12 protein-coding genes and 3 pseudogenes are annotated in these 15,324 nt (G+C 58.0%); 10 read left to right on the top strand and 5 right to left on the bottom strand.

What is annotated here, in order from left to right; genetic code table 11:
- The first annotated feature begins 376 nt into the window (after nt 1-376).
- Together C5L10_RS22760 and C5L10_RS22765 are read left to right on the top strand one after the other, a co-directional pair.
- The gene (locus C5L10_RS22760; protein WP_105431526.1) at nt 377-598 is read left to right on the top strand and encodes a hypothetical protein; all 222 of its coding nucleotides are present in this window, start codon (nt 377-379) and stop codon (nt 596-598) included.
- A gap of 102 nt (nt 599-700) precedes the next feature.
- Nucleotides 701-916: a hypothetical protein gene (locus C5L10_RS22765; protein ID WP_105431527.1), complete on the top strand. Its 216-nt coding sequence runs from the start codon at nt 701-703 to the stop codon at nt 914-916.
- 102 nt (nt 917-1,018) lie between these two features.
- On the opposite strand, the gene C5L10_RS22770 is transcribed toward C5L10_RS22765, so the two are convergent.
- The 3 genes and pseudogenes from C5L10_RS22770 to C5L10_RS22780 all read right to left on the bottom strand — a co-directional run bounded on the left by C5L10_RS22770 (nt 1,019) and on the right by C5L10_RS22780 (nt 5,611).
- A complete protein-coding gene (locus C5L10_RS22770) occupies nt 1,019-4,006 on the bottom strand; it encodes an ATP-binding protein (RefSeq protein ID WP_105431528.1) in 2,988 nt (995 codons plus the stop codon).
- A 217-nt stretch (nt 4,007-4,223) separates the two neighbouring features.
- Nucleotides 4,224-4,352: pseudogene (locus C5L10_RS34410) on the bottom strand (hydrolase); the annotation flags it as partial.
- A 476-nt stretch (nt 4,353-4,828) separates the two neighbouring features.
- Entirely contained in the window at nt 4,829-5,611 is a 783-nt protein-coding gene (locus tag C5L10_RS22780) for an alpha/beta fold hydrolase (protein WP_105431530.1), read from the bottom strand.
- A 293-nt stretch (nt 5,612-5,904) separates the two neighbouring features.
- Between C5L10_RS22780 and C5L10_RS22785 the strand changes: the two are divergent.
- Nucleotides 5,905-6,183 (top strand): annotated as a pseudogene (locus C5L10_RS22785) (transposase); the annotation flags it as partial.
- Between the two features lie 354 nt (nt 6,184-6,537).
- On the opposite strand, the gene C5L10_RS22790 reads toward C5L10_RS22785, so the two are convergent.
- Together C5L10_RS22790 and C5L10_RS22795 are read right to left on the bottom strand one after the other, a co-directional pair.
- Complete coding sequence (locus tag C5L10_RS22790; protein ID WP_105431532.1) at nt 6,538-7,326, bottom strand: SDR family oxidoreductase; 789 nt, start codon at nt 7,324-7,326, stop codon at nt 6,538-6,540.
- Nucleotides 7,323-7,652, bottom strand: coding sequence for a nuclear transport factor 2 family protein (locus tag C5L10_RS22795; RefSeq protein WP_105431533.1), 330 nt, complete (start codon nt 7,650-7,652; stop codon nt 7,323-7,325). Before C5L10_RS22795 ends, C5L10_RS22790 begins: the two co-directional genes overlap by 4 nt.
- Nucleotides 7,653-7,748: 96 nt before the next feature.
- Between C5L10_RS22795 and C5L10_RS22800 the strand changes: the two genes are divergently transcribed.
- The 7 genes and pseudogenes from C5L10_RS22800 (at nt 7,749) to C5L10_RS22830 (ending at nt 15,298) form a co-directional block, all read left to right on the top strand.
- Entirely contained in the window at nt 7,749-8,660 is a 912-nt protein-coding gene (locus C5L10_RS22800) for a LysR family transcriptional regulator (protein ID WP_105431534.1), read from the top strand.
- A 511-nt stretch (nt 8,661-9,171) separates the two neighbouring features.
- On the top strand, nt 9,172-9,378 hold the full coding sequence (locus C5L10_RS22805; protein ID WP_105431535.1) for a hypothetical protein: 207 nt from the start codon (nt 9,172-9,174) through the stop codon (nt 9,376-9,378).
- 164 nt (nt 9,379-9,542) lie between these two features.
- Nucleotides 9,543-11,064: pseudogene (gene istA / locus C5L10_RS22810) on the top strand (IS21 family transposase).
- On the top strand, nt 11,054-11,848 hold the full coding sequence (gene istB, locus C5L10_RS22815) for an IS21-like element helper ATPase IstB (protein WP_105431536.1): 795 nt from the start codon (nt 11,054-11,056) through the stop codon (nt 11,846-11,848). Before istA ends, istB begins: the two are co-directional and overlap by 11 nt.
- Before the next feature lie 302 nt (nt 11,849-12,150).
- Entirely contained in the window at nt 12,151-13,014 is an 864-nt protein-coding gene (locus C5L10_RS22820; RefSeq protein ID WP_105431537.1) for a transketolase, read from the top strand.
- Nucleotides 13,011-13,985, top strand: a complete 975-nt coding sequence (locus tag C5L10_RS22825; protein WP_105431538.1) for a transketolase family protein — start codon at nt 13,011-13,013, stop codon at nt 13,983-13,985. Before C5L10_RS22820 ends, C5L10_RS22825 begins: the two co-directional genes overlap by 4 nt.
- An 11-nt stretch (nt 13,986-13,996) precedes the next feature.
- On the top strand, nt 13,997-15,298 hold the full coding sequence (locus C5L10_RS22830; protein WP_105431539.1) for an aspartate aminotransferase family protein: 1,302 nt from the start codon (nt 13,997-13,999) through the stop codon (nt 15,296-15,298).
- Nucleotides 15,299-15,324: the final 26 nt, after the last annotated feature.

Raw genomic sequence — 15,324 nt, forward strand, 5'->3', positions numbered from 1 at the left:
AACCGACACTGCCAGCTATCCGACGCGCCGTCATAGCCGCGCTCTCAAACCACCATCCACCACAACGATGTCCACACTGCCGTATCAGGTTCCAAATGACGCCAAAATCAATTCTGCCAAAGTAGTGCTAGTTTCCATGGGAGAACCTACCAGAGGCAAGATCACTACAGCCTCCGTCAGAGGATGCGGCGCATAGTCCGACAGTCAAGTTTTCATCTGCGTGTTCGCCGGAGCCTCAGCCGCAGCGGCAATGAACCTATACTCATAGGTTAGCGTGCCAAACCTGAGTTCGATAGATCCTGATGGTGGTGAAAGGTAGGGTTTGATTACCGGAAAGAACCGGGATTATCTAACACGAACCCAGGGAACTACGGAAATGGAAAAGACCCTTCAGTCAGCAATTGCCGCACTCATAGCATCGGTTGTTCTTTCGTCTACAGCCCTCGCTGAGGGTGATTATTACGAGGGCGTTAGCAAGGATCAAAAGCAGGTCATCGTCGACCAGTTCAGCACTGGCAGCATCGACCGCGCGGAGACCCGGAAGTCCTCGGAACCGGCTCACACAAGCCGCGATAATCGCCGAATCGGCGAAGAATGAGGTTTGGGTAAAGCCCGAGTCTGTCCCCACTCAGTTCATTCAAGTCATCGATCAAGCACCGGTCGCAAATCCGTGCTGATCGTAACATCAAGGAACACGACAATGATCAAGACTCTGACCATCGCAGCTCTCCTCGCATCCAGCGTGTACGCCGCAGCTCTTGCTGAGGGTGAATATTTCGAGGGCGCCGATCGTACCGCAGCGATCGACCGCACCGTCACCGGCAGCATCTCCAAGGCCCCTGTCGAAACTGACAAACAGTCTCAGCAGAAAGTCGGCAGCGGCGACTATTACCCCGGAGCCAGCCGGCCAAACTAAGGCAAGCTCGACCTCCAGCTATAAACTGCCAGCCGCGCAGGCGGCTGGCAGTTTATATTGCCTTTCGGTCATTTGAGCGAGCCTCGGCACGGCCGGTTGTGATTAGGCATTCTCAACAGGAATTTCAAAATCCGAGCCGATTGCGGGAAGAGTGACGATGAAGCGTGCACCCTTCAGGGCGCTGCCGCTGTCAGCCGAAATGGAGCCGCCGTGTAACTCGACGATAGAGCGGCAAATCGCCAATCCCATGCCCATCCCGTCGTCCTTGGTGGTGAAAAAGCTTTCGAACAGTTGGTTCGCATGCTCCTCTGCAATTCCGGGGCCTGAATCCTCCACCATGCATCGGGCGGTATCTCCCTCCAAGCTCGTGCTGACTATGATTTTCCGCTCGCCCTCGGAACCCAGTGCTATCGCCTGGGCCGCATTCACGGCAAGATTTGCGATAACTTGCTGGAGTTGCGTGCGGTCGGCAGTTACTCGGGCTATAGTCGCCGAAGGATGATGCGTGACCGTTATATTTTTTGCCGCGAGTTCGTGCTTTAAGAACAGGAGCGACTCTTCGATGACTTCGTCGAGAATAAGGATCTCTCGCTCGGGTGCACGACGAAGGGCCATGGCGCGAACGCGCGCAATCACGTTCGCCGCACGTCTGGCTTCTGAGACGATGCGACCGATGAGCTGTTCTATTTCCGGCAACTCAGGTTTCGGCCGCCTCAACCAGCGCAGACCCGCTTCACCATTTGTCGTGATTGCGGCCAGCGGTTGATTAACCTCATGCGCAATTGAAGCTGTGAGCTCACCCAGCATCGAGACCCTCGCGGCATGCGCAAATTCGGCCTCAATTTGGCGCACCCGTGTTTGCGCCCGATTTTTGTCTGTCGTATCGACAAACGCATATAAAGTGATGCCCAGTTTATCAAGGGCCGGCGGAAAAGCGACGGTCAGTACTCCATCAATGATGCGACCGTCAATCCCAGTGATCTTGATCTCCTCCTCATGGGTGTCGAGGTCGCGAAAGCGGCTATCTAAGACCCGCGTTAGCGCCGATAGGTTGTTGGTCCACAGTTGCGTCATCGGGCCGAGAAGGTCACGCGGGTCGCGGGCGCCAAGCACTTTGGCCGCGGCACCATTGGACTCTGCTACCACCAGGCGCTTCGCGGCAAATTCCAAAAACTCCGGATTGTCCGCAACATAGCCGCTGAGATCGTTGACCCCTTCATCTTTCAGCTTGTTCATTGTTTGCAGGAGGCTCTCCGTCTCAACCTGCAGCAAGGGGATTGGCATGTGATGAAAGAGATCCCGATACCTCTGCTCGCTCTGCTCAAGTTGCGCGCGTGCGCGGATCCGTTCGCTGATGTCGGTGATCGCGGCCAAACCTCGGCTCCGGTCGTCATCCATGAACCAGAGCGTAAATTGAGCGTCGAATAATTTGCCATCGAGCCTTCTTAACCGCGTCTCGATAGACACGCTTGATCCATCCTGCAAAACAGAAATCAACGCACCCGCAAAATCTCCAAAAAAATCTTCCGCCCAGAAAACATCCAACGTTCCTACCAAGGCGTCTTTACCGCCGCCGGAAAACAGTGCCAGCGTCTGATCGTTGACGTCGATAATGCGTGTGGCCTTCAATAATTCTCGAATCCCGGCACGATGGTTCCGGAAGTAGTCATTGAGGTCTCCGAGGCCTTCCGATCGAAGTCGCTCGATAACTGCCAGAACGTCGGCCAGATCCAACTCTAAAAAGGAAACCGTCATCGCTTGAAAGAGGTTCTGGTATCGTCGTTCGCTTCGACGCAGCGCCGCTTCGGACTGCTTCCGTTCTGTGATGTCGATGAAGCCTACCAGGCTTTTTTCTGGCATTAGCTTATTGCGAGCTGCAGCGTAGACGACATCGAGGATCTCTCCGTTCATCCTTGCAACGCGTGTTTCCTCCTGAAACAGGTCTTCGCCGCGGTATCGCGCCACAAGAGAGCGGCGCATAGTCGGCAGGCTTGCCTCCCAGTAACGGCTCACAGATCCTTGCATCTCCCCAACTGACTCGGCTCCGAACATTCGTAGGTTGTGCTGGTTGACATCCTCCACCTTTAGTGCTTCCAGAGCTCTTTCAAGAAATCCTGGGTTGGACTCGATGTACGCATCAAGGTCGCTGACCCCCTGTTTGCGTAGGTCTTCAAACATGGACACCAGGCCGCTTGCATCTACTTGGGTCAGGCCGATGGGCATGTATTCGAAGAGACTACGGTAGCGGCGTTCACTGGCCTCCAGTTCCCCATACGCCTGCCGTGTTGCCGAAACATCTCTTACACCGAAGACGAGAGACGCGGCGTGCACTTCAGAAGAGCGAGTGACGGTGAGATCAGCGTCGAAGCATCCGCCGTCTAAACCCTGTAGTCTGCAGATGGAACGATAGGGTGAATTGCCCGCGACTGCTTCCACAAGGCAGTCCCCGAATTGGTCCAGGCTTTCTGGAGGCCAGAACCTGGCAAAAGACCCGTGTAAATCATCGCATGTGCCTCGCCCAAGAAGAGTTATGGCCTCATCATTGAAGCTTACGACCGCCGCCGCGCTCAGCAACGCTTGCAGAACCCCTATGTTTTCAGTCAGCTGAGTTCGCAGGTCCGCTTGGCGATCACGCGCGAGCTCCGACAAGAGTTGGAAAGCGGGGCCAAGGTCGATCTCCAGCACGGCGACATTCATGGCGCTGAGAAGGCGTGATTGCTGGCCGGTGCTGATCCCCGAGGCATCGGTCATGAGGCGACCGACCTCAATGATCGAGACGGGCACTCCTTCGTCGTCTCGCTCAAGCTGCCACTTCACTCGGACGGAGACGGGATTCCGGTGAGGCACCTTCCGACGTACTGAACCATGCCACTGACCAGCACGTGCCAGCTCCTCGTCGATTGCCTTAGGCAAGACAGCGTAGCGCGAGTGTACCAAGTCATGCAAATGCCGCCCAAGCGCAAGCTCTTCAGGAATGCCATAGAGGTGTGCCGAAACCGCGTTCCAGACAAGAATACGTCCTGCCATATCGCGAACGATAACACTGTCGCTGACCAGATCGAAGATCTCGGACTCTCGTCGTACTGCCAATACAGGCTCTCCCCGGCTCTTGCCATTGTCGTCATAGCTGCGGGCGACGAAGCTTGTCTCTCCGCGCGTGCACTAACAGTTTATTCCTACACTTTATGCTTAGGATGCCGAAAAACAGATTTGCTTACTCTCGATGGGAAAGCCAACACCTCGCTCTGCAGATCAGCATCCGCTTTCGAAACGCCTGGATTCCCGCAGGATGCGGAAGATTCCCGGCCGCAACGGCCATCACGTTGTGGTTTAGTCGTTGCCGGCCGATTGACTGGGCGCCGAAGGCCATTTGTTGATGTTGGTCAATGAAGATGAGCTGACCGTCTGCTCGTATCAGGACTTCAAGTACGGACATCGGATGTAACTCCTCTCGCACAAATGGTTCCCGGCCCCGGCCGATCGGACCTGGACACAATTATCAGTCGGCTGGCGCGGGTGAACTTTTGTCTGGCACTCATCTAGTGCTGAGGGCGGCCTACCCGTGGTCGTCGAAACGGCTGGCGTATCAAGGCTGCGGTGCATCCGCTCCGAAGAAAGTTACTTCGGAGCGGATGAGGCGGCTCAGCTTGCAGTCGATCAGGATGGTTGGTTCGGTTTTCCATACGCGCATCATACCCTTGACCCGCGCTCCGCCAAGTGGTCCTCGAGTATGGAGTGACTATACTCGGGGAGGATAGAGATAATGCCGTGGTCGTGTTTCCGATTCCTCGAAATGTCGCGAGAACGTTCGCTTACCGCCGGGGCTGGCTGAGCACACCGGGCGCAAGCTCGTGGGAGATCCTACTGTCGTGCTAGCCGGCAATGCGTGTCAGCTCGCGTTGCTTCTGCACGTCATCTCATCGCTTTGGCGGAGACGCTCTTTGCGGCCTGATCAATCGTGTCGGCGACGATCTTGGGCTGCGTCATGAAGAGCGCGTGGCTGGCGGAGACCTTCGTGATTCGGGCTCCTATGCGTTCTGCCATGTGAACCAGCATGGCCTGATCGAATGCCTTGTCTTCAGTGGCGATGACGGCCCAGCTTGGTTTGGTTCTCCATGCAGCGTTCTTTAGCTTGGTAGCGAAGACAGCCATATTGATCGGCACCTGGGAGTCGCGCAGGAATGCCACGTCCTCATCGCCGGCGTCATGAGCAAAACCAGCTTTGAACTTATCCAGGTTTACGAAACCGAAGCCGTCCTTTGTCGTCTCGATCACGAATTCAGGAGTGGGCGCGAAGCCTTCGTATTGCTTGGCTGTCGTTTCACCGACGTCAGGCGAAAGGGCTGAGACATAGACAAGTCCGGCGACCTTTTCGTGAATGCCGGCTTCGGTGATAACCGTGCCGCCCCAGGAATGACCGACGAGTACGGCCGGCCCATCCTGGCGATCCAGAGCGCGCCTGGTCGCGGCGACATCCTCCTCGAGTGAGGTAAGCGGATTCTGGACAATCGTCACGCGATAGCCACGCTTGGTCAGGTCATCATAGACACTGCGCCAGCCGGAGCCGTCTGCGAAGGCACCGTGTACCAGTACGACGTTCTTGACCGGAGCGGCAAGCGCCGGAACCGGAATCAGCGTCGCAAGTGCAAGCGCCGTCGTCGCAGCAAGCGAAAGGGAGAATTGTGCGAGTTCCATTGGTTTTTCCTTCAGTTCGGTTCAGCTTCGGGTCCCCCTGCCGGGCAACGAGGGGAGCTGTTGCCCGGCAGGCGGAGGGAGGACGCTGCGTCATTGGCCAGAGGAGGTGCGAGGACCGCCGAGCAGCAGTTGCAGTATGGATGAAGGTCTCGACTGGCACTACCGAACCTAGGTATCTGCTACTAATCTGGTAGTATGGGCTCCTTAAGCCCTAGGACCGATCGACATTCAGGATTCCCAAATCGCCTGAATGCTGACTCATAGGCTCCCGTGTTCAACACGGAGGTCTGCGGGTGGCAGCCAGACGATATGAATTGAGCGATGTGCAGTGGGCGCAGATTGTGTCGTTGTTGCCCGGCAAATCCGGCGATCCCGGGCGCACCGGTTCGGACAACCGGTTGTTTATCAATGGTTGTCTTTGGGTGTTGCGCTCGGGGGCGCATTGGCGTGATCTGCTGGAGCGATATGGCAAGTGGAAGACGGTGCATAAGCGCTTCAGCCGCTGGTGCCACGCTGGTATTTGGGAGCAGGTGTTCGAGACGCTGACGGCCGATCGTGACAATCGGTATCTGAGGCGCCGGGCCTGCGGAGAATGAGACGTTCGGTTTCGATGGGCGCCGATTCCACTGGACATCACTTTCTTGAATTTTATCCCAATGATCCAGCCGGTATCACGCGTGCCCTGTGCGATTTTGATAGATCACGTGCAGGTGTGACGAGAAGGTTCTATCGCGCGGAGCAGATCTCGCAACTAGGCTATGTGTTTGTTCACCAAGAAGAGCGCTGGCGCCATGTCTATAAGGCTCCCTTTCGATCGCCGGCGATCGTTGCCAACTCCTCCTGTCGGCAACCCGCGATGGCTTTTTCCATGGTCGGGGCACGCTAGTGACCGGCATCCGCTCTTGCGCGCATGCCGGTACGCATCTTTAGACAGTGCGGATAGTGCCGCCATCGATGACAAACTCGGCGCCGTGGATTGCGGCAGCACGGTCCGAGGCGAGGTAGGCGATAAGATCGGCCACCTCTTCAGGCTCTGCGCCGCGCCCGATCGAGATCCCGCCCAAGACATCGAGAACGGACTGCCGCGCGTCCTCGATCGTGCCACCATTGGCCTTCCGCAGCATTTCGAGAAAGTCTCCAGTGGCATCAGTCATGATCCAGCCTGGAGATACGGAGTTGACCCGTACGCCCTTGGGACCGAGTTCTTTCGAAATCGACTTGCTATAGGTCCTCAACGCGGCCTTCGCGGAGGCATAGCCTGTCGTAGATTCGGGCAGCGGCAGAACAGACTGAATTGAGGTGACATGGACCACGGTGCCCTTGCCTCGTTCAAGCATCTGCGGGATCATCAGTCGATCGAGACGGACGGTCGCCAGCAGGTTCAGGTTCAGCTCGGCTAGCCAGTGATCGTCCGTCAGCGCGGCGAAGCCACCTGCCGGCGACGCCGAGCCGCCGACAACATGGGCAAGAATGTCGATGCCGCCCAGCCGCTCAAGTGCCACCTTAACTAGGGCTTCGCTACCCTCCGCAGTGGTCAGGTCCGCCTGGACATATTCAACGCCCTCGATCTGATCCCTAATCGTGCGGGCGGCTGTTACCACACGCGCTCCGCCGGCGAGGAAGCGTTGGACCGTGGCGCGGCCCAGACCTTTGGTGCCGCCGCTGATGAGGACCCGCTTGCCGGCGAACTCGTTGGGATCTGCCTGAATGCTCATACCGTGGTCTCCAGAACTTTGATGGCGTCATTCGCCAGCGTGAAGTGATAGGTGAAGCGCAGCGGGCTGCCGGGGAACTCACCATGAGCGGGACCCTCAAGCACGACATTGCCGTCTTCTACCCGAGCAGTATCGGGCTCGAAGATCGCCTTCACCGCGATCGCTTCGTCGCTGAGTAGCTTACGGATCTCAGCCGATCCCTCGTAGCGCTTGCCGTTGTCGATGAAGACGGCATCGTTCGTGAAGTATTTCATCATGCCCTCAAGATCGAGACGGGCGTTTGCCTCGATATAGTGGGCGATCGGCTTGGGTAGGTTCAGTGACATGTTCATCTCCTGGGTGGTGATGCCGCCAATTTAGCGCTGGACTTTTCGCCTGATAAGCAAGACAAATCGCCATGGGGTATTACGAAAAGCAGGACAATGACGCGCCATTCATTGATCGAACTTGAGGCGGTTCTTGCCATTGTTCGGTGCGGCTCGTTCCGAGCGGCGGCAACTGATCTTGGCATGTCGACCACAGCCATCAGCAACGCGGTGGGTAAGCTAGAGCGTCAGCTTGACGTGCGATTATTCAATCGTACGACGCGCAGCGTCTCACTCACCTATGCTGGGCGGATATTTGTTGCACAGGTTAAACCATCTCTTGAGGGCATTCAAAAAGCCATGAATACGGCGCGCTCGCAGCAGGAGACGCCTTCTGGCATACTGCGGATCAATGCATTCGCGACCGCAGCGCGCGAAATCATGGCGCCGCTGGTTTTGAGTTATTTGCAGCGCTATCCGCAGGTTCATATCGATATCGTCACGGAAGGGCGGCTTGTCGACGTCGTGGCGGCGGGCTTTGATTTGGGAGTGCGCAGCGCGGATTTTGTGCCGAGCGACGCGATCGCCATTCCTCTGGGCAAGATGAGGCGCATGGCGGTTGCCGCATCGCCCGCTTTTTTCGAAAAAAGGGCTGTCCCCCGAGTGCCGCAAGAACTGCTCTCTTATCCTTGCGTTCGCGGGCGGCTTCCCGATGGCACATTGCTCCGATGGCGGTTCGAGAAGGGTGGAGAAGAACTGCAACTCGACGTCGGGGGGCCGATCACTCTTGACGAAGCATCCCTGGCGCGGATCGCGGTGACGAACGGCGTTGGGATCGGATATTTCATGGAGGCTGATGTGCGGGATGACTTGGCGGCAGGACGGCTTGTGCGCATTCTCGACGACTGGACTCCGCCGCTTGCGCCGTTGTGCCTCTATTACTACAATCGGCGCAACTCCTCCGCGGCCTTTCAGGCCTTTATCTCAGTCGCGCGCGACTTCGCGGCCGGACGGCTCTCGCCACCGTAAGCAGGCGCTTCGCTGAGCGACGCCGTAGCTCACGGCAATCTGAACAGTGCCCGTCACATCGTAAAAGCTGCACGGATGCCTAAGCCTACCGACCAAGGCGCTCTGAGCGGGAAGGCGCTTTTGAGGACGACAGGCTGAACTGAATTACGCCTGCCCTAACGCACACATGGGGCCATTCAACGCCTCGGATCCGAGTCTCCGGAAAGCGTATGACGGTGACGCCTTGCGAGGGGAGAACCACGGACATCCTTGAATACCCCGACCCGATCAGACGTGTTGGGCTTATCAATTTGAAGCTATCCGCGGGTCAGTTTTTGAAGGCGTAGTTGCCATCCCGAGATAAGAGCGTCGTTGATTTGAAGGGAAGTCAGCTGCGTGACGGGAGCCGCCGCCATACCGTATGCGTCAGTCCAGGAATGTATATCTCTTGGCGTGTGCTCGACATTCCGGTGTTTGAGACGAGCGGGCGAAGAAACGCCGCTGACCCAACCGTTGCGTGAGCATGCGACAGATGAGAAAGTACAATGCAGAGAACACAACAGGTGAGGTGGCCGTCGGTCTCTCGACCATTGAATCGACGGTCCACGCCGCCGCTGCTACAGATCGGGTTACCGAATGCATCGACCTGCTCGCTCTGGACGTGGCCAAGCCCGAAATGATGGTGAGCTGGATTACAAGCGCAATCGACAGGCAAAGAGCGACAGCGCGAATGGCATGATAGCGACGGGATGAAGATCGTGAAGGCAAACCCGCACGCTCTTTGCCGAAATGTTGGTTTCCACGCAGAACTGAGCCGGTTAGGCGCATAATTTCCATTGAGAATTGAGCCATGTGAACCTTCCCCCCAACGCGGAGAGCGACGGGGGCAACGGAGTGATCCACATGGGACTTTTAAACATCATCCGTCGGATGGCGCTGCGCGAGAAGCAGTCGATCCGCGAGATCAGCCGGCGCACTGGGCTGTCACGCAACACGATCGCAAAGTATTTGAGTGCCGGTACGATCGAGCCGACGTTCACGGTACCGGAACGGCCGAGCAAGCTTGATCCTTTTGCCGACAAACTTGCCGGCTGGCTGAAGACCGAGGCCGGAAGGTCGCGCAAGCAGCGCCGAACGCTGAAGCAGCTTCATGCCGATCTGGTGGTTCTCGGCTTTACCGGCTCCTATGGCCGGGTCGCCGCGTTCGCCCGTAACTGGCGGACTGAGCAGCAGACAGCGGGCCGCGGCATATTCGTTCCGCTGTCTTTCCGCCCAGGTGAAGCATTCCAGTTCGATTGGAGTGAGGACTATGCCGTAATCGGCGGCGAGCGCACGAAGCTTCAGGTCGCCCATATCAAAGCTATCACACAGCCGGGCTTTTCTGGTCAGAGCCTACCTGCTGCAAACGCACGAGATGCTCTTCGACGCCCACTGGCATGGCTTCCGTGTGTTCGGCGGCGTACCTGGTCGTGGCATCTATGATAACATGAAGACCGCGGTCGATCGCGTGGGTCGCGGCAAGGAGCGGCAGGTCAACGTCCGCTTCCAGGCGATGACGAACCACTACGTCTTTGCGCCCGAGTTCTGCAATCCCGCCGCAGGCTGGGAGAAGGGACAGGTCGAGAAGAACGTCCAGGATGCCCGACCACGGTTGTGGCAACAGATGCCGGACTTTCCAGATCTACCGGCGTTGAACGCCTGGCTGGAGCAGCATTGCCAAAACCTGTGGCACGAGACACCGCATGGCACTTTGCCCGGCACGATTGCCAACATTTGGGCTGCCGAGCAGGCTGCGTTGATGGCGTTGCCTGCCGCGTTTGACGGCTTCGTCGAGCAGAGCGAGCGCGTCTCACCCACCTGCCTGATCACCTTCGAGCGGAACCGCTACAGCGTGCCCGCATCGTTTGCGAACCGGCCCGTCAGCCTGCGGATTTATCCCGAGCGCCTGGTCGTTGCAGCCGAAGGAAATATCCTCTGCGAACATCCGCGGGTGATCGAGCGCAGTCACGATAAACCGCCACGGACTATTTACGACTGGCGGCATTACCTTGCCGTCATCCAGCGCAAGCCCGGTGCCCTGCGCAATGGTGCACCCTTTCTGGAATTGCCGTTGGCCTTTCGGCAACTGCAGGACCAGATGCTCCGCCGCCCTGGTGGTGATCGTGAGATGGTCGATATTCTTGCTCTCGTTCTTCATCACGACGAACAAGTCGTCGTCCGGGCTGTGGAGCTGGCCCTGGATGCTGGCGTAGCGACCAAGACGCATGTGCTGAACCTGCTGCACCGGTTGATCGACGGCAAGGCAATCGATGGTCCCGACATCGACACACCACAGGCGCTGACCTTGTTGCGCGAACCCAAGGCAAACGTAGAGCGCTATGATGGCTTGCGGGTCCGGATAGCAGGAGGCCGCAATGCGTCATGATCCTGCCAGCGCCGCCGTCGTCATCATGCTGCGTAGCCTGAAGATGTATGGCATGGCCCAAGCGGTCACGGACCTGATCGAGCAAGGTGCTCCAGCCTTTGATGCGGCCGTGCCGATCCTGTCCCAGTTGCTGAAAGCCGAGATGGCTGAGCGCGAGGTCCGCTCGATTGCCTATCACATGAAGGCAGCCCGTTTCCCGGCCTATAAAGACATCTCCGGGTTCGACTTCGCCACCAGCGAAATCAACGAAGCGACGGTGCGCCAACTGCATCGGTGCGAGTTCATGGACGGAGCCCAGAATATCGTCCTTGTCGGCGGGCCGGGCACAGGCAAAACACATGTCGCGACCGCTCTCGGTGTCCAGGCGATCGAACATCATCGCCGAAAGGTCCGCTTCTTCTCGACGATCGAGCTGGTCAACGCCCTCGAGCAGGAGGAGGCCAAAGGCAAGGCAGGTCAGATTGCCGAAACGCTGGTCCGCCTCGACCTACTGATCCTCGATGAACTCGGATACCTTCCCTTCAGTGCTTCAGGTGGAGCGTTGCTCTTCCACCTGCTGAGCAAGCTCTACGAGCGCACCAGCGTCGTCATCACCACCAACCTCAGCTTCAGCGAATGGGCGACCGTCTTCGGCGACGCCAAGATGACCACGGCTCTGCTCGATCGCCTGACCCACCGTTGCCATATCCTCGAGACCGGAAATGACAGCTTCCGCTTCAAAGCCAGCTCCGCGGCCGCCGCACAGAAGAGAGGAGAAAAGACCAACCTATTGACCAAAGCCTGATCAGAAAACCATACTCAGAGGTGGCTCACTTCTCGGTGGAAAAACCGGCTCACTTCCGCGTGGAAACCAACAGGTTACTCAATTTCGCGCCTCTTCGACGGACGGGCGGTTATTCCCGTAAGAACAGCTTGAGTTTGCACGCAGGACTGGCGCGTCAGCAAATGGTTATGCTCGAACGCCGGAGCCAGCCAAACAAAAAACATCTTGCAAGGCACCTATTTTCCTATATCTTATAACTTATAAGTTAGAAAAACGGGAGCGGATCCTTGTCAGTGTTAAAGGTTTCAAGCGGCCATGATGGGATGGCGCGCACCAATGACCCATTGTCTGAAGAAAAACTGGAGCGCCTGCGCGAACGTGCGCGCTTCGTGCGTCTGGAGACAATCAGGCTCATTTCTATCGCCAAGGTCGGCCACTATACGTCGGTCTTTTCCTGCGCCGAGATTTTCGCGGCCCTCTATTACGATGTCATGCAGATCAGAAAGGGCGAACCGGCCTGGCCAGATCGTGACCGATTCCTGATGGGCAAGGGCCACGCTGCCGTCGGCCTCTTCCCCATTCTTGCGGATCTCGGCTTCTTCGATCCCTCCTGGCTAGACACCTACACGCGCTTGGGAAGCCCGCTCGGGGATCACCCCGATATGACCAAGGTGCCCGGTATCGATTTCAGCTCCGGCTCGATCGGCCACGCGTTGTCCAACGGCATCGGCATGCTCCTTGGCGCACGCTTCCAGAAGCGGGATTTCAATGCCTTCGTTCTGCTCGGCGACGGTGAGATGCAGGAAGGTCAGGTCTGGGAGGCGGCGCTGTGCGCTTCAAGCCATGGTCTTTCCAACCTGGTCGCGATCGTCGATCGCAACGGCTATCAGCTTGACGGCAAAGTTGACGATATCATCGCCATCGAGCCGTTGGACGAGAAATGGCGCGCCTTCGGCTGGGAGGTCCATGTCGTCAACGGGCACGACATCCACGCCCTCACCACCCTTCTTCGTCAGGTCAAGGCCGACAAGACCCGCACCAAGCCCTGCTGCATCATCGCCCAGACCCTGAAGGGCAAGGGCATCGACTACATGGAAACCGAGCCCGGCTGGCATCTCGGCTATCTCGGCGCGGAAGACGAAGCCGCTGCCCGCGAAACGATCCTCAACACGGTGATTGCACAATGAACCAGCTGATTTCGAAAGATTCCTGGCAGTACCGCGAGGTCAACCGCCGAGCTCCGTCGCTGCCGACCCTGTCGACCGCGCTGATCGAACTGGCCGAAGCCGGCCACCCCGTCGTGGCGGGAACCGCCGACCTACAATATTCGAATGGGCTGGTTGCCTTCGCTCAACGTTATCCCGAGCGCTTCACACAGTTTGGAATTTCCGAGCAGAACATGGTCTCGGCGGCAGCCGGGATGGCGACCACCGGTGCCATACCCTATGTGGCGACATTCGCGTCGTTTCTGGCGCTGCTCTGCTGCGAGCAGATCCGCATGGACGTCGCCTATTGCAAGCAGCCGGTCCGCCTGATCGGCCACCATACGGGCATTTCGCTCGGCTTCTACGGCACCTCGCATCACGCCACCGAAGACATCGCCATCATGCGAAGCATCGCCAATCTTGCGGTTGTTTCGACCGCCGATGGCCCGGCGCTCGCCGCAGCGCTCAAGGCGACCGTCGATTACCCATTACCGATCTATTTCCGCATTCACCGCGGCCACGATCCTGTCGTCTATGAAAACGGCGTTGAGTTCAAACTTGGCAAAGCTGTCGTTCATGGCGTGGGCAAGGACGTGACGATCATCGCGGCCGGCTATCCCGTGCATGGCGCCAAAAAGGCGATGGAAGAACTGAATGCCGCCGGACATTCGGTCGGCCTGATCGATATGCATTCGATTAAGCCGCTCGACGAAGAGGCGATCATCGAAGCTTCCGCACGGTCGAAGGTCATCCTCACCGTCGAGGAACACAACATCCTTGGTGGCCTCGGCGGCGCTGTCGCCGAAGTCCTTGCAGAGAAGGGCAAGGGTGCCCGTCTCGTGCGCCACGGCATCAAAGACGAATATAGCCTGATTGCGCCACCCACTCATCTCTACCGCCACTACCGGCTGGATGCCGGCGGTATCCGTGACGTCGTGCTTGAAACCATCTGAGGGGTTTGACTGTGACCACGCATAACGAAGCCATTGCCCTACGTGCCGAAGCCGTCATTCCGGGCGGGCTGCTGAGTCCCAGCCGGAGATTGGGATCGCCGATTGCCTTTGCGCGTGCAGACGGACCCTATCTCTACGACGCTGATGGCGCCCGCTACACGGACTATCATTGTGCCTTCGGAGCCAATGTCCTCGGACATCGCCATCCTGCCATCTCAGCAGCAATCAACGAAGTCGGCGATAACCTTGATCTTGTCGGCGCTGGGGTGCTGGAACTGGAGGTCGAGGTTGCCGAGCTTCTCGTCAACGCGATCCCCTGCGCCGACCAGGTGGCCTTCTGCAGCAGCGGATCGGAAGCGACTTATCATGCCCTGCGTCTTGCTCGCGCCTATACAGGGCGCAAGCAGATCATCAAGTTCCAGGGCGGATATCACGGCTGGCACGACTATGTGGCGATGAACGGCCAGTCTAGCCGCCAGATGCTCGGTTCCTTCGATCCGATGTCAGACGGGATACTCTACGACGCGGCACGGTACACTAAGATACTGCCCTACAACGACGCCACGGCCGTGGAGGAATACATCCGGGCAAATCCGAGTGAGGTTGCAGCGATCATCATCGAGCCGATCGCCCATAATATGGGAGCAGTCATCGCTCAAAACCAATTTTTGCACGATCTGAGAAGGATCGCTACCGAAAATGGCGTAATCCTGATCTTCGACGAGGTGATTACCGGGTTCCGCCACGCGGTCGGCGGATACCAGTCGATCGTAGGCATCACCCCCGACCTCGCCACGTTTGGAAAGGCCGCGACCAGCGGATATCCGATCGGCATCGTCGCCGGCCGGCGTGACATTATGGAGCGCGTCGGGCGCACCGGTGAGGGCGCCGTCTTCATGGGCGGGACCTTCAACGGCACGCCGTCATCAATGGCAGCCGTGAAGGCGACGGTCCAGGAACTGTCGAAGCCTGGTGTCTACGAGCGCCTCTTCGAGCTCGGAGATTATCTGCGTGGCCAGATCGACGGTATTATTACCCGTCATGGTCTGAAAGCGCAGGCCGCCGGCTTCGGATCTGTGTGGCTCGTTTACTTCTTCGACGGCGAGTTTAAAAACTATGACGACCTTCTGCGCAACGACAATGAGCTCGACATGCGCTTCCGCCGTGCGCTGATTGCCGGGCGGCAAATTTTCCAGCCGCTGCAGCTCAAGCGTCTCTACCTTTCTCTCAGCCATGACGAGAGCGTACTGAACGATACGCTCGATCTCATCGACAAAACGATGGCCGACCTCGCGAGGTCGGCCGCAGCCTGATCATCCAACCTGCTCTCACAAAAAAG

This window comes from Neorhizobium sp. T6_25 (assembly GCF_002968555.1).
Classification (GTDB): Bacteria; Pseudomonadota; Alphaproteobacteria; order Rhizobiales; family Rhizobiaceae; genus Neorhizobium.